Raw genomic sequence first — 18,600 nt, forward strand, 5'->3', positions numbered from 1 at the left:
TCTCCTTGAGTGCGGAGGAGTCCGTTGAGCGGCGGACTCGTCGCGCTGCTGGACGACGTAGCCGCCCTGGCACGCATCGCCGCCGCCTCGGTGGATGACATCGCTGCCGGAGCCGCGAAAGCAGGAGCCAAGGCCGCCGGCGTCGTCATTGACGATGCCGCCGTGACACCGCAGTACATGTCCGGTGCCGACCCCTCACGGGAACTGCCGATGATCAAGCGCATCTTCTGGGGCTCGCTCCGGAACAAGCTGCTCTTCATCCTGCCGGCACTGCTGCTGATCAGCGCCTTCATTCCCGTCGTGATCCCGTTCATTCTCATGGCGGGTGGCACGTACCTCTGCTACGAGGGCGCGGAGAAGGTCTGGCACAAGTTCTTCGGCCACCATGAGGACAAGGAGGCGCCGGCGGTAGAGCGGGGGCCCGACGCCGAGTCCAAAGTGGTCAAGGGTGCCATCACCACTGACTTCATCCTGTCCTGCGAGATCATGGTCATCTCCATGAACGAGGTTGGCGATGCATCCATCTGGGTCCGCGCGATCATCCTCGTGGTCGTGGCCATTGCGATCACCGTACTCGTCTACGGGGCCGTCGGCTTGATCGTCAAGATGGACGACATTGGTCTGCACCTGGCCAAGAAGGATTCGGCAGGCTCCCAGCGCATCGGCGGGCTGCTGGTTCGGGGCATGCCGGCCGTACTGGCCGCCATCACCTTCGTGGGAACCATCGCCATGCTCTGGGTGGGCGGGCACATCATGCTGGTCGGCGTGTCCGACCTCGGCTGGCACGGTCCGTATGAGCTGGTCCATGCACTGGAGCATCCGGTGGCAGGACTCGCTGTGGTGGGGGGATTCCTTGGCTGGCTCGTGAACACGCTCTGCTCGGCTGTGGTCGGACTGGCCTGGGGGCTGGTTGTCATGGCGATCCTGCACCCGCTGATGAAGGTGCTGCCGTTCGGGAAGAAGGACGGGCACGAAACCGGTGACACCAGGGCGGCAATCGCCGGGCACCGTCCGGAGAAAACGGACACAGATCCCGCCGGCTAACCTCCACCCCAAAAGGGGCGGCCCCTTCGCCAAAGGGGGCCGCCCCTTTCGCATGTGTGCAGGTCTCTTCGGTCCGGAGTCAGGGCGGCAGCGTCAGGACCGAACCCCGCGCCGGAACGTCACATGCGTGGTGCCGCTCGGCGCCGTTTCCGCGGTGACCTGGCTGTCCGTCTCCAGGCCGCGAAGGTCATCCCACAGCCGCACGCCGCGGCCGAGGATGATGGGGGCAATACCGACGTGGAGATCGTCAACGAGGCCGGCACGCAGGAAATCCCGCACGGTCGACGCACCCCCGCCTATACGAACGTCTTGGGCGCCGGCGGCCGCAGTGGCAGTATCAAGAGCCTCCTCGGGCGTCGCAGCGAGGAAGTGGAAGGTGGTGCCGCCTGCCATATCGAGCGGTTCCCGCTGCTCATGCGCCAACACAAAGACGGGAACGTGGAAGGGCGGCTCCTCGCCCCACCATCCCCGCCAGTCAGGGGCATCCGGATTTGCATGCAGCCCGAACATTCCTGCACCCATAATTTCCGCACCGACGTCTTCAAAGTAACGGGCGGCGTAGCGGTCATCGACGCCGGTGGTTCCCTCACCGCTTTCGTCGTGCAGCACCCGCTGGCGGAAGGTTCGCGTGGCCGCGTATGCAGCGGTGAGGCGTCCCCAGTCGTCGCCGAACGGGTTTTCCGGAGTTTGGTCCGTTGTGGTGGCGAAGCCGTCGAGCGAGATGTTGAGGTCTACCCGGACGCGGCCCATAGCTGGCTCCCTGACTGTGACGTAAGAGGTGCCGCGAGTCGCCCGGCACATGCCAAGTATTGGACTCGTCGGACCGCCAGTAAAGACCATGTGGGCCGGCAAACTCCGAAGACGGCATAAACCAGGGAACCTCCTGTTGACGGCTGAAGGAACTAGGTTGGCGGCCTCACTTCCTCGAGGATGGCACGGACTGCAGCGAGCATTCGGGTGAATCCAGGCTCTTCGACGGGGAAATGGCCACAGCCGTCCAGTACAACAAGCGTCTTCGGCGCTGCAATGCGGTCAAAGAACGTCTTGCTGATGTCCAGGGGTGTCCACCGATCCTCACCGGGATGAACCATCAGGACCGGGGTGGTGGAGAAATGCTCCGGCTCGACAAGCGGGGAGGATTCAAGGAAGCTGCGCATCCATCCGAGAGGTACCCGGCCGCCTCCACCGTGTCTGTCGGCAATGACTTCGCCAACAAGCCCCTGATCATTGGCGATATTGCGCATATCCGCAATCCAGCGAAGGGGAACGCGCATGGTGGCCAGCAGTCCTGCGGCCATGGCCAACGCCGGTCCGGCACAGCGGGCAAGCCCTGGATGCCATGTGAGGCGGGCACGTACGCCGGGTTCGCGCGGGTCCAAAAGGCAGATGACGATCAAGCGGGAAACGAGTCCTGTTGCCGCAGCGGCATCATAGGCCAGCATGCCGCCCATGCTTGCTCCCATGAGGACAAGGGGCCTCCCGTCGTTGTCCCGCCGGACCAGATCGACCAGAAGCTGCTGCCAGTCTGCGTATCGAACCCGTTCCGGATGGGCAGTGGTTGTGCGGCCGTACCCGGGAAGATCGGGAACTGTTACGCAGGCCCCCAGCTTCGAGAGGTGGGCGGCATAGGGTCGCATTGCCGCACTATTGCCGCCCGCGCCGTGCACAAGCAGCATTCGAACGGGAGCCTCCGGATGACCAATACGCTCGATATGAATGACGGAGTCCCGCCACTTCCAGCTGAAAGCCGATTGCGGGACGACCCCTCCGAGGGGCGCCGGAATGTGTTTTTCGTAGCGCCTTCCATAACGGATTTCTTCCGCCGACTGCTGTGTTTCCGGGAAAAACTCCGGCTGAGGTGACGTCATATTATTCTGATGATCTTTGACGCTCATTCCCGCGTCAAGGGGATGGGAAAAGGTGTCTCTAAGAAATGATCTTCCATAAATTCATGACCGGTCCGTGAAAAGTCAGAAGTGTACCGCTGCTGCAAACGTTTTGGGCGGTTAGGGCGGTCTGGGCAGGTCACGCCTGCGGGGTCCGGTGAGCCGGGCCAAAGGTCTCGCCCGAGAGGGGTGCATAGGCGTGCAACGGTCCGGCGGCTCGAAGTCTTTCCTCCTCAGCCGCGGCTTCCTCAAGCTCCTTCGCGAAGAAGCGTGCCGCGGCTCGGTTGGTGGCAGAGTCGCCGCTATGGGCGACATAGTGCTCTTCAAGCCCTGATTCAAATGAAACCGCGAAGGAGTGTCCCAATTCCGCAGCCAGCCGTTCGGCCAGATCCTTTCCGGCAGCAAGGTATTGCCGCTCCTGGGGGCCCGGATTACTTCCGGTGCCGCTGTTTGGGGCGTCCTGCGGGGAGGCATCGTAATATCGGGTTTCCCAAGCCACCAGGTCCTCAACCAGCTCACGAGTCAGCAGTGATTCATCGAGATCCACGGGGCCACCGGGAATCCACACGGGAGAATTCGCCCAGCCCGGAAAGAGCCGGATTACTGACGGGTCAGGACGCTTGTTTTCCACAGGTGTGCCTTCATCAAAAGGGGAGGGATCTGTCCCTAAGCTCCGGCGATGAGGCTGAGCAGGTACAGGGCCATGGGGAGAAGCCATACTGCGGCGATCAGATTAAAGGTGATGAGTGCGCTTCGGACGTGACTCTTCAGGGCGAAGACCAAAAAGCCGACCCACGCGGCACCCCAGACAATGAGCATGCCGGGCCACACGGGGAACCACCCGCTGTCCGCTTCCTCCCCGTTGAACGCGGAGATGTCCTGATCCAGTGCCGCCAGGCCGTGGAGAGGAGCGATCAGCAGCAGAAAGAGGAAATTGGCGGCTATCAGCAGGATGACGAGCACCGTGCCGGAGCGCTGGTTCCATTCTTGACCGGAGGCTGGCGAGTCAGCGGCGCCAGCCGGCGAATCCTCAACGGAGCGATCAGCCATCCCGACGGATAGCTGCGGTTTGGAATTCCCTGGAGACTCTGGCGGGGACGGCGACGGCACTGAGCCTCCTGCTGGCGTGAGCGGGAACATCGGTCCAAGAGATACTTCCACGAGGAACGGCCAGGCCCCGGGCGACACGCGGGCTTCATGCCCCGCGAGACCCCTGTCTTTCCCGCGGGGAAGTGAGGGAGGCAGACGGAGGGCTAGAGCCCGATATCGGCGCTCTCCAGAAGCGCGACGGCGTCGGGCTGGCCCTCGAACATGACCAGGGCCTGCTTGGTGCGCCCGTGGGCGTGCATCAGCAGTTCGCCGGGTTCGCCGATGATAGCCACCGATACGGGCGCGCGCTTGGCGACATGTCGGGGACCGTCCGGGCGCACCAGGACAATGCCAAGGTCCACGCCGCGGTACAGCAGGGCGGCACGCTTGATCAGGTCCGCCCACAGGGCATCGGAGTAATCGGAATCCAGGGCACGCGGAGCCCAGCGGTCACCGGCGCGGCGCACGTCTTCGGTGTGGATGAAGTACTCCACGAGGTTGGCGCTGTTGTCCACGGCCTTCAGATGCATGGGGGACAGGCGCGGGGGACCGGCGCGGAACGCCCGGACGAGTTTGGCGTACCCCTCGGCGGTGGATGCCTTGTCGGCGGTCTCCTGCATAATTTTGTCGGTCTTGGCCGCGAAGGGCTTCAGGAAAAAACCAAGGGCCGCAGCCGGGCGGTGCTCCCGCAAATAGAGGTGCGCGGCCAGGTCCTTGGTGAGCCAGCCTTCGCACAAAGTGGGTGCTTGAGGACCGGCCGCAAGCAACGTTTCGGCCAGGACTTCACGGGAGGGTTGTACAAATCGCATCACTGCTGAAACTAGCACGTTAAGCGTCTTTTGGCGCGGGTGACGGGCACAGGGAATGCACCGCAGCCGAACCTACTAGAATCGATACGATGTCTTCCTTAACCTCCTCCTCCGAATTCCCGCCCGCACCCGGCCTCGATCCGGCGATCAGCGCCTCCCTGAAGCGCGACGACGCCGGTCTGGTGGCCGCCGTCGTGCAGCAGCATGACACCGGCGAGGTGCTGATGCTCGGCTGGATGGACGACGAAGCCCTGCACCGCACCCTGACGACCGGACGTGTGACCTTCTGGTCCCGCTCCCGGCAGGAATACTGGCGCAAGGGTGACACCTCCGGGCACGTTCAGTGGGTCAAGTCGGTGGCGCTGGACTGCGACGGCGACGCCCTGCTGGTCCGCGTTGACCAGGTTGGCGCAGCCTGCCATACCGGCACCCACACCTGTTTTGAAGGCCGCGACCTCCCGGTCCTGGCCGCCACCGACCCGGAGAACTAGCGCCGCACCTTCTCCGTGCTGCCTCCCACACCCCGCCGGCCCCGCCGGCACGCTGACCCGGAAAGAAACCAGACACATGCAGGATCTTGGAGTTATCCGCCCCGGCCTCGAGGAATTCCGGGCACTGGCAGCCGAACACCGCGTGGTGCCGGTGCATCTGAGCGTGCTGGCCGATGCCCACACGCCCATCGGGATCTACCGCAAGCTCACTGCGGGTGCACCGGGAACCTTCCTCATGGAGTCTGCGGCCGCGGGCGGCGTGTGGTCCCGGTACTCCTTCATCGGCGCTTCCTCGCGCGCCACGCTCACCACGCACGACGGCGAAACGCACTGGCTGGGCGAGCCGCCGGCAGGGGTGCCGGTGGACGGAAACCCCGTCGAGGCGATGGCCCGCACCATAGAACTGCTGCAGACCGAACGCCCGGGCGACGTACCGCCGTTTACCTCCGGACTGGTCGGCTTTGTCGGCTGGGAAACCGTGCGGCGCTGGGAAAAGCTGCCCAACCCGCCGGCGGATGACCTGGACCTGCCGGAACTGGCCATGAACCTGGTCTCGGATATGGCCATTCACGACAACTCCAACGGAACTGTCATGCTGGTGGCCAACGCCATCAACATCGACGGCTCCAACGAGCGGGTGGACGAGGCATGGCACGACGCCGTAGCCCGGGTGAATTCGATGCTGCAGCGGCTGGCCGAACCCACGCCGCAGCCGGTGTCGGTGCTGCACGGCGGCACCGTGGACCTGAGCACCCTTACCGACGGCGTGAAGGAGTCCTGGCCCAAGCCGGAGTACACCAAAGCCGTCCAGCGCGGCAAGGAAGCCATCGTGGACGGCGAAGTCTTCCAGGTGGTCATCTCCCGCCGCTTTGAAATGGAGTGTGCGGCCGATGCGCTCGAGGTCTACCGGGTGCTGCGCAACACCAACCCGAGCCCGTACATGTACCTGTTCAACTTCGAGGACTCCCGCGGCAACCCCTTCGCCGTCGTCGGCTCCTCGCCGGAAGCACTCGTGACGGTCACCGGCAGCGAAGTGATCACGCATCCGATTGCCGGCTCCCGGCCCCGGGGAAAGGGAACGGAAGCAGACCGCGCCCTCGCCGAGGAACTGCTGGCGGATGAAAAGGAACGCGCCGAACACCTGATGCTGGTGGACCTGGCCCGCAACGACCTCTCCAAGGTCTGCGTCCCGGGCAGCGTGGATGTCACCCAGTTCATGGAGGTGGAGCGGTTCAGCCATATCATGCACCTGGTCTCCACCGTCGTCGGGGAACTGTCCCCGCAGCGCAGCGCGTACGACGTCCTTGCCGCGACCTTTCCCGCCGGAACCCTCTCCGGCGCGCCCAAGCCGCGCGCGCTGCGGCTGCTGGACGAGCTGGAACCGCACCGCCGCGGCATCTACGGCGGCGTTGTCGGGTACCTGGACTTCGCGGGAGATATGGATATGGCCATTGCCATCCGGTCGGCCCTGCTGCGCGACGGCAAGGCGTTTGTCCAGGCCGGCGGCGGGATTGTCGCCGACTCGGATCTGGAAGCCGAAGCCCAGGAAACGGTGAACAAGGCAGCGGCGCCGCTGCGCGCGGCACTGATAGCCGGCAGCCTGGAAACCGTGTCCGCTCCTCCTTCCGTTCCGGCACCGCCACAGTCCAGTCTTTAATTACAGCCCACCACCAGAGCAGGAAGTACCGCAGTGAGCACACCCATGAAGAGGTGGCAGCGCAAGGGAACCGTCATCATGGCGGCGGTGCTCTTCGGCATCGCAGCCTTTGCCACCACCACGCGCACCTGGCTGAACGTCCAGCTGCCGCGGACGGCCGTCCAGACCCCGGACCTGGCCGTTTCCGGATCCGACGCCGCCACCGCGGTGACCGCATTCGCCGTCGTCGCCATTACCGCCGGCCTCGCAGCCTCCATCGCCGGGCCGGTGGCCCGCTGGATTGTCAGCGTGATCCTGCTGGTCTCCGGCGTCGGCGTGGCCGCCGCCAGCTACACCGTGATCAGTGATCCGGTGCAGGGCGCCGCCGGTGCCATTGGACAGGCGATCGGCGTCAGCGGGGCCACCGGCACCGTCGTCACGCTCACGGCCCTGCCGTGGGTCGCACTGGTGTCCGGCATCCTGATCGCCCTGACCGGCATTTGGCTGGCTGTCGCCAGCCGCGGCTGGAAGTCCTCACGCCGCTACGCGCCGGCGCCTGCTGCGGCCACGCCGACGACGCCGGCTGCCGCCGGCGGCACGACGTCCGGGAGTGCCGAAACCGGGAGCGCCGAAACCGGCACTGCAGAAGCCGGGACCGCAAAACCAGGGAATGGGCCGGCGGCCGCGGGCTCCGGCACGGCGGCTGCGGACGACGAGGCGGGACCGGAGCCGATCGATGAGATCGACAGCTGGGACCGGCTCACGCGCGGGGACGACCCCACGAACTACCGCTGATACCCGCACCGCAGCGGCGGACCAGCCGCTGAAGGCGACTCGGGTGCGCAACATGTGAAAGAGTTTCCGCCAGTCAATGGCAGAATGGAAACAGATTCGTTTAGAGGAGATTTACCATGGGCTCAAACGCCACTGACACCAACGTCGACCACAAGCCGGAAAACGCGGCTGAGAGTCACGCCAGCATCCACGACGAGACCATCGGCCACGGCAACACCCCCGCCGCATGGACCTGCGTGCTCATCATGATGGCCGGCGCCCTTGTATCGAGCATCGCCTTCATCGCTGCCAGCACGCTGTGGTTCATCGTGGGCCTGGGCGTCATGCTGGTCGGCCTCCTTGTCGGCTTCATCCTGCGGAAGGCCGGCTACGGCGTAGGCGGATCGAAGCTCTCCAACAACGGTCACTAAGTGAGCGTTCTGGACGACATCGTCGCCGGCGTCGCCGAAGACCTTGAGGCACGCCGGCGGGCGGTTCCGCTGGAGGAGATGCAGGAGCGCGCCCGCGCGGCGGCTCCTGCCCTCGACGCGTATGCCGCCCTGGGCGGCGGCGACACCCCGCGCACGCAGCTGCGTGTCATCGCTGAGGTCAAGCGCAGCAGCCCCTCCAAGGGTGCCCTCGCCGACATCGCCGACCCGGCCGCCCTGGCAGCCAGCTACGCCGACGGCGGGGCGGCGGTCATCAGCGTACTCACAGAAGAGCGCCGCTTCGGCGGTTCACTCGCCGACTTCGACGCCGTCCGGAAGGCTGTGAACATCCCGCTGCTGCGCAAGGACTTCACAGTGGACGAGTACCAGATCTGGGAAGCACGCGCCCACGGCGCCGACCTCGTGCTGCTGATCGTGGCAGCCCTGGACGATGCCCGGCTTCAGGATTTCCTGGACCTCACGCATGAGCTGGGGATGAACGCCCTGGTGGAAACCCACACGGCCGAGGAAATCGAGCGCGCCGCGGCGGTGGGCGCCCGGATCATCGGCGTCAACGTACGCAACCTGAAAACGCTGGACGTTGACCGCTCCGTCTTCGCCTCGCTGGCCGGCAGCATCCCCGCAGCCGCCGTCATCGTGGCTGAATCCGGCGTGCGGGACGCAGCCGACGTCGAGCAGTACGCCTCCGAAGGGGCAAATGCCGTCCTCGTGGGCGAAGCACTGGTGCGGCACAACGATCCTGCGGCCACTATTGCTGAATTCATGCAGACCGGCAGCGACGCGCTGGCCGCCCGCGGGCACGGCAAAGGCTGACAAGAACGCAACAACTCCCTGTCCGGGCGGGTCCGCCCGTCCGGACCAAAGCAGGACAGGAACCAGCTCCATGACCGGGAATCCGGAACAGACAGGCGCAGCCGAGGCTGCACCCACGTCCGCCAACACCTCCACTGCTCCGTCGGACGCCGCTGAGCGCGCCGCCGCGGCTGCTGTCACGGAGGAGGTGGCCGACGCGTTCCTGAACACCCACGGCTCGCTGCGCCACGCCCCCGGCCCGTACTTCGGCGAGTACGGCGGACGCTGGATGCCCGAATCCCTGATCGCTGCCCTGGACGAACTGGAAGACACCTTCGAAAAGGCCAAGGCCGATCCGGAGTTCCGGGCGCAGATCGCTGACCTGAACAAGAACTACTCCGGCCGGCCCTCGCTGCTCACCGAAGCCAAGCGCTTCGCCGAGCACGCCGGCGGCGTGCGGATCTTCCTCAAGCGCGAAGACCTGAACCACACCGGCTCGCACAAGATCAACAACGTGCTCGGTCAGGCCCTGCTGGCCAAGCGCATGGGCAAGACCCGCGTGATCGCTGAAACCGGGGCCGGCCAGCACGGCGTCGCCAGCGCCACCGCCGCCGCTCTCCTGGGCCTGGAATGCGTGGTCTACATGGGAGCGGAGGACTGCCGCCGGCAGGCCCTGAACGTCGCCCGGATGGAACTGCTCGGCGCCACCGTCATCCCCGTCACCCACGGGTCCCAGACACTGAAGGATGCCATCAACGAGGCGCTGCGGGACTGGGTCGCCAACGTGGACAGCACCCACTACCTGCTCGGCACCGCTGCCGGAGCGCACCCGTTCCCGGCCATGGTCCGCTACTTCCACGAAGTGATCGGCGAGGAAGCACGCGCGCAGATGCTGGAGCAGACCGGCCGTCTGCCGGACGCCGTCTGTGCCTGCATCGGCGGCGGGTCCAACGCCATCGGCATTTTCCACGGCTTCCTGGATGACCCAGAGGTAAAGATCTACGGCTTCGAAGCCGGCGGCGACGGCGTCGACACCGGCCGCCATGCCGCCACCATCACCCTGGGCCGCCCCGGTGTGCTGCACGGCGCCCGCTCCTACCTGATGCAGGACGAAGACGGCCAGACGGTGGAATCCCACTCGATCTCCGCCGGCCTGGACTACCCCGGCGTCGGCCCCGAGCATGCCTACCTCTCCGACATCGGAAGGGTTTCCTACGAGGCCATCACGGACACCGAAGCGATGGACGCCTTCCAGCTGCTCTGCCGCACCGAAGGCATCATTCCCGCGATCGAGTCCGCCCACGCCCTGGCCGGTGCCATCAAGGTGGGCCGGCGGCTCGCCGATGAGGCCGCGGCCGGGAACACCGGGGACGCCTCGGAGAAGATCGTGCTGGTGAACCTCTCCGGGCGCGGCGACAAGGACGTTGCCACCGCCGCCGAATGGTTCAACCTGCTGGACGAGAAGTCCGCCGAAGCCGAAATCGCCAAAGAGGGGGAACAGCTGTGAGCACCGCCGTTCACAACACGTCCGGCTCGGGAACCAACGCCCGCAGCAAATCCGCAGCAGCCATTGACCGGGCCGCGGCGGACGGCCGCGCCGCACTGATTGGCTACCTGCCCGCCGGATTCCCGTCCGTGCAGGAAACCATCGACGCCGGAATCGCCCTCGCGGAAAACGGAGCCGACCTCATCGAGGTCGGCATCCCGTACTCCGACCCGGTCATGGACGGACACGTCATCCAGGCAGCCACCACGCAGGCCCTGGCACAGGGTTTCCGCGTCTCCGAGGTGTTTGACGTCGTCGCCGGCATCACTGCCGCCACCGATGCCGCCGTGCTGGTCATGACCTACTGGAACCCCGTGGTGCGGATGGGCGTGGACGAGTTCTCGCGCCGCCTGGCCGAAGCCGGGGGAGCGGGCCTGATCACTCCGGACCTCATTCCCGACGAAGCGTCGGAATGGATGGAGGCTTCGGACAAGTACGGTCTGGACCGGGTCTTCCTGGTCGCTCCGTCCTCCACCCCGGAACGCATGAAGAGCACCGTCGCGGCGAGCCGCGGCTTTGTCTACGCGGTGTCCATCATGGGCGTCACCGGTGCCCGCAGCTCCGTGAGCACGGCAGCGAAGGACGTCGTCTCGGCCGCCCGTGCAGCCGGTGCTCAGCGCGTCTGCGTGGGCCTGGGCGTCTCAAACTCCGGGCATGTCCGGGAAATCGGCGCCTACGCCGACGGCGTGATCGTCGGCACCGCACTGGTGGCCGCACTGCGCGACGGCGGCGTCCCCGCCGTTGCCGACCTCACCCGTGAACTCAGCACCGGAACCCGAAAGAGCAACTAATGAACCTGATGTCCGTGACGGCTCCGGCCAGCATCCCCAGCCCGCCCGCGGACTTCAGCAGCTTCTCGCTGGGCCCCCTCACGCTCCACACCTACGCGCTGTGCATCCTGGCCGGCATCATCCTGGCTCTGTGGATGACGTCCACCCGCTGGAAGCGCCGGGGCCTGCCCGAAGAAGCCGTCTGGGACATTGCCATCTGGGCCATCCCGTTCGGCATTATCGGCGGCCGGCTCTACCACGTGGTCTCCTCGCCTGACGCCTACTTCGGGGCCGACGGGGACCTCTCCCTGATTCCGCAGATCTGGCGGGGCGGGCTGGGTATCTGGGGTGCCGTGGCGCTCGGTGCCGTGGGCGCCTGGATCGGCTGCCGGCGCGCCGGTATCAAGCTCTCCACCTTCGCCGACGTCGGGGTTCCCGGCCTGCTGCTGGCGCAGGCCGTGGGCCGCTGGGGCAACTGGTTCAACCAGGAGCTTTTCGGCAGCCCCACGGATGTGCCCTGGGGACTGGAAATCGATGCGAACAACCCCAACTTCCCGGACGGGACGGCACCCGGGACCCTGTTCCACCCCACCTTCCTTTACGAGTCGCTGTGGTGCCTGGCCGGCGTCGTACTGCTGCTGGCCCTGGACAAAAAGTTCCGGCTGCGCGGCGGGCGCCTGTTCTGGGTCTACGCCGCCTACTACACCCTGGGCCGGCTCTGGATCGAGATTCTGCGCATCGACGACGCTGAAATGATTACGTTCTTCGGCGTCACACAGCGGCTGAACGTCTGGACCAGTTCGGCGCTGTTCGTGTTCTCCCTGGCAATGTTCATTTACCTGACTTTCCGCGCCCGCAAGGGCGGAAACGAGTCCCTGTACCTGCCCGGACACGAACCGGCGGCAGAAACCGCAGCGTTACCGGAAGATCACAAGATCGAAACAGAACAACAGAATTCGGCCGCTGCGTCTTCTGCGTCACAGTCGCGTGCTAATCTCGCAGAGACAAAAAACGAGGACACTGGTTCTCGCAAGCCCGGAACTCCGGGTACTGCCAAGTAGCACCGGTCGGGTTACCTCCTTCGCCGGTGCTTCTGCCACGTAGCCGTGGCCGCCCCTGAAGGGACCGCGGGAACAACCCCGACCCCCTTTGAGGTGAAGTACTGAACACCGCGGAATGTCTCTGCCTTCCGCCGTGGGGCCAGCGTTGTCCCCTCCCACCGCTCAATCAGGGGGAAGGACTTACCTCTCATGACTGACCAGTTTCCGCCCGGCGGAGCTTCCGCTGTTTCGCCGTTCACCCGCTTCGCCGGTTTTCCGGCCGACACCGGGCTGTACCGCGCCGAGAACGAAAAAGACGCCTGCGGGCTGGCCGTCATCGCCACCCTCCGCGGAGAGCCCGGGCACGACATCGTTGACGCCGCCCTGACCGCCCTGCGCAACCTGGAACACCGCGGCGCCGTAGGCGCCGACGAAGGAACCGGCGACGGCGCCGGACTGCTCACCCAGGTACCCGACGAGTTCTTCCGTGCAGTCACCGCCTTTGACCTGCCTGCCGCCGGCACGTACGCCGTCGGCACCGCGTTCCTGCCCACCGAGGCCCGCGAGCAGGAAACCGCCCGCGCAGGGGTGGAATCCATCGCTGAATCCGAGGGCCTCGACGTGCTGGGCTGGCGCGAAGTGCCCATCGTCGCCGACTTGGTGGGAGCCATGTCCCGGGCCTGCATGCCGCACTTTGTCCAGGTGTTCCTCGCCCCGGCCGACGGCGACGCCTCCGACCTGGATGCCCGCGCCTTCCGAGTCCGCAAGCGCTCCCAGAACAAGTTCGGGGTGTACTTCCCGTCCCTGTCCTCCAAGACCATGGTCTACAAGGGCATGCTCACCACCGCCCAGCTGGAGCCGTTCTACCCGGACCTCTCGGATCCGCGGTTCAAGACCCGGCTGGGCATTGTCCACTCCCGGTTCTCCACCAACACCTTCCCGTCCTGGCCGCTGGCCCAGCCGTTCCGCACCATTGCGCACAACGGCGAAATCAACACGGTCAAGGGCAACCGGAACTGGATGCGCGCCCGGCAGTCCCAGCTGAAGAGCCCGCTGCTGGGGGACACTCCCGAAGAGCTGTACCCGATCTGCACCCCCGGCGCTTCGGACTCGGCATCCTTCGACGAGGTGGCCGAACTCCTGATGCTCTCCGGCCGGCCCATCACGCACGCGATCATGATGATGATTCCCGAGGCCTGGGAAAACCACGCCACCATGGATCCGGCCCGCCGCGCGTTTTACCAGTACCACTCCATGCTGATGGAGCCCTGGGACGGTCCCGCCGCGGTGTCCTTTACCGACGGCACGCAGGTGGGTGCGGTCCTGGACCGCAACGGGCTGCGCCCGGCCCGCTACTGGGTGATGGAGGACGGGCTGGTGGTCCTGGCCTCGGAGGTTGGCGTGGTGGACATCGATCCGGCCAAGGTGGTCCGCAAGGGCCGCGTGTCCCCGGGGAAAATGTTCCTCGTGGACACCCAGGCCGGCCGCCTGATCGAAGACGCCGAAATCAAGGCCGAGATGGCCGCCGCCAATCCGTGGGCCGACTGGGTGCGGGAAAACCAGGTTTCGCTGGAAGAGCTGCCCGAGCGCGAACACGTGCTGCACACCAAGGCGTCCATCAACCGGCGGCAGCGGACCTTCGGCTACACGCAGGAGGAACTGCGCATCCTGCTCGGTCCGATGGCCCGCACCGGCGCCGAGCCGCTCGGCGCCATGGGCTCGGACACCCCCATTGCCGTACTCTCCCAGCGCCCGAGGCTGCTGTTCGATTACTTTGTGCAGTCCTTCGCCCAGGTCACCAACCCGCCGCTGGACGCCATCCGCGAGGAGCTGGTCACCTCCATGCGCGCCTCGATCGGACCCGTGGGGAACCTGCTGGCAACCGGCCAGGTCCGCAACCGCCAGATCGCCCTGAACTTCCCCGTCATCACCAATGACCAGCTGGCCAAGATCGCCAAGCTGACCAACGACGACGGCGAGAAGATCTCGCTGAAGGTGCGCGGACTGTACCGGCCGCAGGGCGGCGAAGCCGAACTGCGCGCCCGCATCGCCGAGATCTGCGAAAAGGTCTCCGGGGCCGTGAACCGCGGCATCGAGTACATTGTGCTCTCCGACCGCGATTCCAGTGCCCAGTGGGCGCCGATCCCGTCGCTGCTGCTGCTCTCCGCCGTGCACCACCACCTGCTCAAGAGTGCCAACCGGACCAAGATTTCGCTGCTGGTCGAAGCAGGCGACGTCCGCGAGGTGCACCACGTGGCCGTGCTCATGGGCTACGGCGCCTCCGCGGTAAACCCGTACCTGGCCATGGAAAGCTGCGAGGAACTGGTCCGCAACGGTGACATCACCGGGGTCAGCCGCGAAGAGGCCGTGTCCAACCTGATCAAGGGCCTGGGCAAGGGCGTCCTGAAGATCATGTCCAAGATGGGCATTTCCACCGTGGCCTCCTACTGCGGAGCCCAGACCTTCGAGGCCCTGGGTTTGGGCCAGGAACTGGTGGATGAGTTCTTCCACGGCACCCAGTCCCAGCTCGGCGGAGTCGGCCTGGACGTCATCGCCGCCGAAGCCGCCGCCCGGCACGCCAGCGCGTACCCCGACGACGAAATCGAGGATCCGCACCGGCCGCTCGAGAACGGCGGGGAATACCAGTGGCGCCGCGAGGGTCCGCCGCACCTGTTCAACCCGGAGACCGTGTTCCGGCTCCAGCACGCCACCCGCGAACGCCGCTACGACATCTTCAAGGCCTACACGAACGGCGTGGACGACCAGTCCAAGTCGCTGATGACCCTGCGCGGGCTGCTCGAGTTCCGGACGGCTGACCGTACCCCGGTGCCGATCGAGGAAGTGGAACCCGTTTCCAGCATCGTCAAGCGCTTCTCCACCGGCGCCATGAGCTACGGCTCCATCTCGCAGGAAGCACACGAGACCCTGGCCATTGCCATGAACCGGCTGGGCGCCAAGTCCAACACCGGCGAAGGCGGCGAGGACGTGGAACGGCTGCTGGATCCCGAGCGCCGCTCCGCCATCAAGCAGGTGGCCTCCGGCCGCTTCGGCGTCACCAGCCTGTACCTGACCAACGCCGATGACATCCAGATCAAGATGGCCCAGGGCGCCAAGCCCGGCGAGGGCGGCCAGCTGATGGCGCAGAAGGTCTACCCGTGGGTGGCCCGCACGCGGCACTCCACGCCCGGCGTCGGGCTCATTTCCCCGCCGCCGCACCACGACATCTACTCCATCGAGGACCTCGCCCAGCTCATCTACGACCTCAAGCGTTCCAACCCGAGCGCCCGGGTCCACGTGAAGCTGGTGTCCGAAGCCGGTATCGGCACCGTGGCGGCAGGCGTGACCAAGGCCAAGGCCGACGTCGTCCTCGTCTCCGGGCACGACGGCGGCACCGGCGCCTCGCCGTTGAACTCGCTCAAGCATGCCGGCGCCCCGTGGGAGCTCGGCCTCGCCGAAACCCAGCAGACACTGATGATCAACGGACTGCGCGACCGCGTGGTGGTGCAGGTGGACGGGCAGCTCAAGACCGGGCGCGACGTCGTGATTGCCGCGCTGCTCGGCGGCGAGGAGTTCGGTTTCGCCACCGCTCCGCTGGTGGTCTCGGGCTGCATCATGATGCGCGTCTGCCACCTGGACACCTGTCCGGTGGGCGTGGCCACGCAGAACCCGGAACTGCGGGCCCGCTTCTCCGGCAAGCCGGAATTCGTGGTGAACTTCTTCGAGTTCCTGGCCGAGGAAGTGCGCGAGATCCTTGCCGAGCTCGGGTTCCGCTCCCTGGAGGAGGCAATCGGCCACACCGAACTGCTGGACACCAAGGCAGCCATTGACCACTGGAAGGCCGACGGCCTGGACCTGGAGCCCGTGCTGCGCGGTTCCGACGTCGTGGAAAACGGGGCGCCCCTGCGCAACATGGTGCCGCAGAACCATGACCTGGACTCGCACTTCGACAACAAGCTGATCGAGATGAGCGCCGATGCCCTGGCCAACCGGAACCCGGTGCGCATCACCCTGGACGTGGTGAACACCGACCGCTCGGTGGGCACCATGCTCGGGCACACGGTGACCAAAACCTTCGGCATCGACACCCTGGCCACCGACACCATCGACGTGACCCTCACCGGCCAGGCCGGACAGTCGCTGGGCGCCTTCCTGCCGGCCGGCATCACGCTGCGCCTGCTCGGCGACTCCAACGACTACGTGGGCAAGGGGCTTTCCGGCGGCCGGATCATCGTCCGCCCGGACCGCGCCAACGTGTTCGACGCCGCGCGCAACGTCATTGCCGGAAACGTCATCGGGTACGGCGCCACCAGCGGTGAGATGTTCCTGCGAGGCCAGGTGGGTGAACGGTTCCTGGTCCGCAACTCCGGGGCCACCGCCGTCGTCGAGGGCATCGGTGACCACGGCTGCGAGTACATGACCGGCGGACAGGCCCTGATCCTGGGCCCCACCGGACGCAACTTCGGCGCGGGCATGTCCGGCGGCACGGCGTACCTGCTGGAGCTGGTGCCCGAACGGATGAACAAGGACGCAATCCAGAAGGGCGAACTGCGGCTGGAACCGCTGGACGCCGAAGACGCGGACATTGTCCGCGGCCTGCTGATCAGGCACGTCGAGGAGACCGAATCCGTTCTCGCGGCGTCCCTGCTGGAGGACTTCCCTGCCACTGCCCGCCGCATGACCAAGGTGCTGCCGCGTGACTACGCGGCCGTGCTGGACGCCCGCGCCTCCGCAGCCGAAGCGGGTCTTGACCCCGACGGCGCCGAAGCATGGACCCGAATTTTGGAGGTAACCGGTGGCTGACCCACGCGGATTCTTGAAAGTACGTGAACGCCAGACCCAGCCGCGCCGGCCCGTACCGGTGCGCATCATGGACTGGAAAGAGGTCTATGAAGCCCAGGAAAAGGGCGTCCTGAAGGAACAGGCCGGGCGCTGCATGGACTGCGGCATTCCGTTCTGCCACCAGGGCTGCCCGCTGGGCAACCTCATTCCGGAGTGGAATGACCTGATGTACCGGGACAAGGGCCGCGAAGCCATCGAGCGGCTGCACGCCACCAACAACTTCCCGGAGTTCACCGGGCGGCTGTGCCCGGCGCCCTGTGAGTCTTCCTGCGTGCTGGGCATTAACCAGCCGGCGGTGACGATCAAGCAGGTCGAGGTCTCGATCATCGACCAGGCCTTCGACGAGAACTGGGTGACGCCGCACGCACCGGAGCGGCTTACCGACAAGACGATCGCCGTCGTCGGCTCCGGCCCCGCGGGACTCGCCGTCGCGCAGCAGCTCACCCGCGCCGGCCACACCGTGGCCGTGTACGAGCGCGACGACAAGATCGGCGGACTGCTGCGCTACGGCATCCCCGACTTCAAGATGGAGAAGCTGCAGGTGGACCGCCGGCTGGACCAGATGCGCGCCGAAGGAACCCGGTTCCGCACCGGCGTCGAAGTGGGACGTGACATCAGCTGGGAGCAGCTGCGCCGGCGTTACGACGCCGTCGTGGTGGCCACCGGAAGCACCGTGCCGCGCGACCTTCCGATCCCCGGACGCGAACTGGACGGCGTGCATTTCGCGATGGAGTACCTGGTGCAGGCCAACCGTGTTGTAGCGGGGGAGCAGGTCCGGAACCAGATCTCAGCCGAGGGCAAGCACGTGATCATCCTCGGCGGCGGCGATACCGGAGCCGACTGCCTGGGTACGGCCCACCGGCAGCAGGCAGCCTCGGTCACCACGCTGGCGATCGGGGCCCAGCCGCCGGCCGAGCGGGCCGCGCACCAGCCGTGGCCGATGTACCCGACCCTGTTCGAGACCGCCAGTGCCCACGAGGAAGGCGGGGAACGGACCTACCTGGCCTCCACCGTCGAGTTCGTGGGGGAGAACGGACAGCTGACCGGCGTGAAGATCGCCGAAACCGAGTTCGTGGACGGACGGCGCGTGCCCAAGGCCGGCACCGAGCGCGTGCTGCCCGCGGACCTCGTGTTCCTGGCCCTGGGCTTCACCGGGCCGGAACCGGCCGGACTGGCGGAACAGGTCAAAACCGAGTTTGACGAGCGTTCCAATGTGGTGCGCGACGGCTACTACATGACCGGGACCCCCGGGGTGTTTGCCGCGGGCGACGCCGGCCGCGGCCAGTCGCTGATCGTGTGGGCGATAGCCGAGGGGCGGGCCTGCGCCGCCGCCGTCGACAAGTGGCTGATGGGCTCCACCCGCCTGCCGGCGCCGGTGGCGCCCACGGACCGGGCCATCTCCCCGCTGTAACCCGTCCGGGTTCTGCACGAGCGG

Annotated in this window: 16 protein-coding genes; 11 read left to right on the top strand and 5 right to left on the bottom strand. The window is 66.4% G+C overall.

What is annotated here, in order from left to right; all coding sequences use genetic code 11:
* The first annotated feature begins 24 nt into the window (after positions 1–24).
* Positions 25–1,044: a DUF808 domain-containing protein gene (locus tag M1D40_RS07470; RefSeq protein ID WP_461170718.1), complete on the top strand. Its 1,020-nt coding sequence runs from the start codon at positions 25–27 to the stop codon at positions 1,042–1,044.
* A gap of 93 nt (positions 1,045–1,137) precedes the next feature.
* On the opposite strand, the gene M1D40_RS07475 is transcribed toward M1D40_RS07470, so the two are convergent.
* The 5 genes from M1D40_RS07475 to M1D40_RS07495 form a co-directional block, all read right to left on the bottom strand.
* The gene (locus M1D40_RS07475) at positions 1,138–1,794 is read right to left on the bottom strand and encodes a dihydrofolate reductase family protein (RefSeq protein ID WP_461170719.1); all 657 of its coding nucleotides are present in this window, start codon (positions 1,792–1,794) and stop codon (positions 1,138–1,140) included.
* A 152-nt stretch (positions 1,795–1,946) separates the two neighbouring features.
* Positions 1,947–2,939 carry an alpha/beta hydrolase gene (locus M1D40_RS07480; RefSeq protein WP_461170720.1) on the bottom strand — a complete coding sequence of 331 codons (993 nt, stop codon included), beginning with the start codon at positions 2,937–2,939 and terminating at the stop codon, positions 1,947–1,949.
* 130 nt (positions 2,940–3,069) lie between these two features.
* Complete coding sequence (locus M1D40_RS07485) at positions 3,070–3,561, bottom strand: hypothetical protein (RefSeq protein ID WP_461170721.1); 492 nt, start codon at positions 3,559–3,561, stop codon at positions 3,070–3,072.
* Positions 3,562–3,596: 35 nt separating this feature from the next.
* On the bottom strand, positions 3,597–3,980 hold the full coding sequence (locus M1D40_RS07490; protein WP_461170722.1) for a hypothetical protein: 384 nt from the start codon (positions 3,978–3,980) through the stop codon (positions 3,597–3,599).
* A 203-nt stretch (positions 3,981–4,183) separates the two neighbouring features.
* Entirely contained in the window at positions 4,184–4,828 is a 645-nt protein-coding gene (locus tag M1D40_RS07495) for a TIGR03085 family metal-binding protein (RefSeq protein ID WP_461170723.1), read from the bottom strand.
* Positions 4,829–4,917: 89 nt separating this feature from the next.
* Between M1D40_RS07495 and hisI the strand changes: the two genes are divergently transcribed.
* The 10 genes from hisI (at position 4,918) to M1D40_RS07545 (ending at position 18,576) form a co-directional block, all read left to right on the top strand.
* Positions 4,918–5,319 carry a phosphoribosyl-AMP cyclohydrolase gene (gene hisI, locus M1D40_RS07500; protein WP_341392780.1) on the top strand — a complete coding sequence of 134 codons (402 nt, stop codon included), beginning with the start codon at positions 4,918–4,920 and terminating at the stop codon, positions 5,317–5,319.
* A 76-nt stretch (positions 5,320–5,395) separates the two neighbouring features.
* Positions 5,396–6,976 (top strand): anthranilate synthase component I, encoded by a 1,581-nt coding sequence (locus M1D40_RS07505; protein WP_341392781.1) that lies wholly within the window; start codon positions 5,396–5,398, stop codon positions 6,974–6,976.
* A gap of 33 nt (positions 6,977–7,009) precedes the next feature.
* Positions 7,010–7,750, top strand: a complete 741-nt coding sequence (locus M1D40_RS07510) for a Trp biosynthesis-associated membrane protein (RefSeq protein ID WP_461170724.1) — start codon at positions 7,010–7,012, stop codon at positions 7,748–7,750.
* Between the two features lie 116 nt (positions 7,751–7,866).
* Positions 7,867–8,160, top strand: coding sequence for an HGxxPAAW family protein (locus M1D40_RS07515; protein ID WP_341392783.1), 294 nt, complete (start codon positions 7,867–7,869; stop codon positions 8,158–8,160).
* Positions 8,161–8,991, top strand: coding sequence for an indole-3-glycerol phosphate synthase TrpC (trpC, locus tag M1D40_RS07520; protein WP_461170725.1), 831 nt, complete (start codon positions 8,161–8,163; stop codon positions 8,989–8,991).
* 70 nt (positions 8,992–9,061) lie between these two features.
* Complete coding sequence (gene trpB / locus M1D40_RS07525) at positions 9,062–10,477, top strand: tryptophan synthase subunit beta (RefSeq protein WP_341392785.1); 1,416 nt, start codon at positions 9,062–9,064, stop codon at positions 10,475–10,477.
* A complete protein-coding gene (gene trpA, locus M1D40_RS07530) occupies positions 10,474–11,307 on the top strand; it encodes a tryptophan synthase subunit alpha (RefSeq protein ID WP_341392786.1) in 834 nt (277 codons plus the stop codon). The genes trpB and trpA overlap by 4 nt, the downstream gene beginning before the upstream one ends.
* On the top strand, positions 11,307–12,347 hold the full coding sequence (lgt, locus tag M1D40_RS07535) for a prolipoprotein diacylglyceryl transferase (protein WP_461170726.1): 1,041 nt from the start codon (positions 11,307–11,309) through the stop codon (positions 12,345–12,347). The genes trpA and lgt overlap by 1 nt, the downstream gene beginning before the upstream one ends.
* A 189-nt stretch (positions 12,348–12,536) precedes the next feature.
* Entirely contained in the window at positions 12,537–17,126 is a 4,590-nt protein-coding gene (gltB, locus tag M1D40_RS07540; RefSeq protein ID WP_461170727.1) for a glutamate synthase large subunit, read from the top strand.
* Positions 17,119–18,576, top strand: a complete 1,458-nt coding sequence (locus tag M1D40_RS07545) for a glutamate synthase subunit beta (protein ID WP_461170728.1) — start codon at positions 17,119–17,121, stop codon at positions 18,574–18,576. Before gltB ends, M1D40_RS07545 begins: the two co-directional genes overlap by 8 nt.
* The last annotated feature ends 24 nt before the right edge of the window (positions 18,577–18,600 follow it).

The sequence above is a fragment of the Arthrobacter sp. Z1-15 genome (assembly GCF_054792395.1).

Bases quoted from the DNA above. Each gene is read 5' to 3' on its own strand.
- M1D40_RS07505 (WP_341392781.1), top strand. From the start codon at position 5,396: ATGCAGGATCTTGGAGTTATCCGCCCCGGCCTCGAGGAATTCCGGGCA.
- M1D40_RS07490 (WP_461170722.1), bottom strand. From the start codon at position 3,980: ATGGCTGATCGCTCCGTTGAGGATTCGCCGGCTGGCGCCGCTGACTCG.
- trpB (WP_341392785.1), top strand. From the start codon at position 9,062: ATGACCGGGAATCCGGAACAGACAGGCGCAGCCGAGGCTGCACCCACG.
- M1D40_RS07495 (WP_461170723.1), bottom strand. From the start codon at position 4,828: ATGCGATTTGTACAACCCTCCCGTGAAGTCCTGGCCGAAACGTTGCTT.
- gltB (WP_461170727.1), top strand. From the start codon at position 12,537: ATGACTGACCAGTTTCCGCCCGGCGGAGCTTCCGCTGTTTCGCCGTTC.
- M1D40_RS07475 (WP_461170719.1), bottom strand. From the start codon at position 1,794: ATGGGCCGCGTCCGGGTAGACCTCAACATCTCGCTCGACGGCTTCGCC.
- lgt (WP_461170726.1), top strand. From the start codon at position 11,307: ATGAACCTGATGTCCGTGACGGCTCCGGCCAGCATCCCCAGCCCGCCC.
- hisI (WP_341392780.1), top strand. From the start codon at position 4,918: ATGTCTTCCTTAACCTCCTCCTCCGAATTCCCGCCCGCACCCGGCCTC.
- M1D40_RS07480 (WP_461170720.1), bottom strand. From the start codon at position 2,939: ATGAGCGTCAAAGATCATCAGAATAATATGACGTCACCTCAGCCGGAG.
- M1D40_RS07515 (WP_341392783.1), top strand. From the start codon at position 7,867: ATGGGCTCAAACGCCACTGACACCAACGTCGACCACAAGCCGGAAAAC.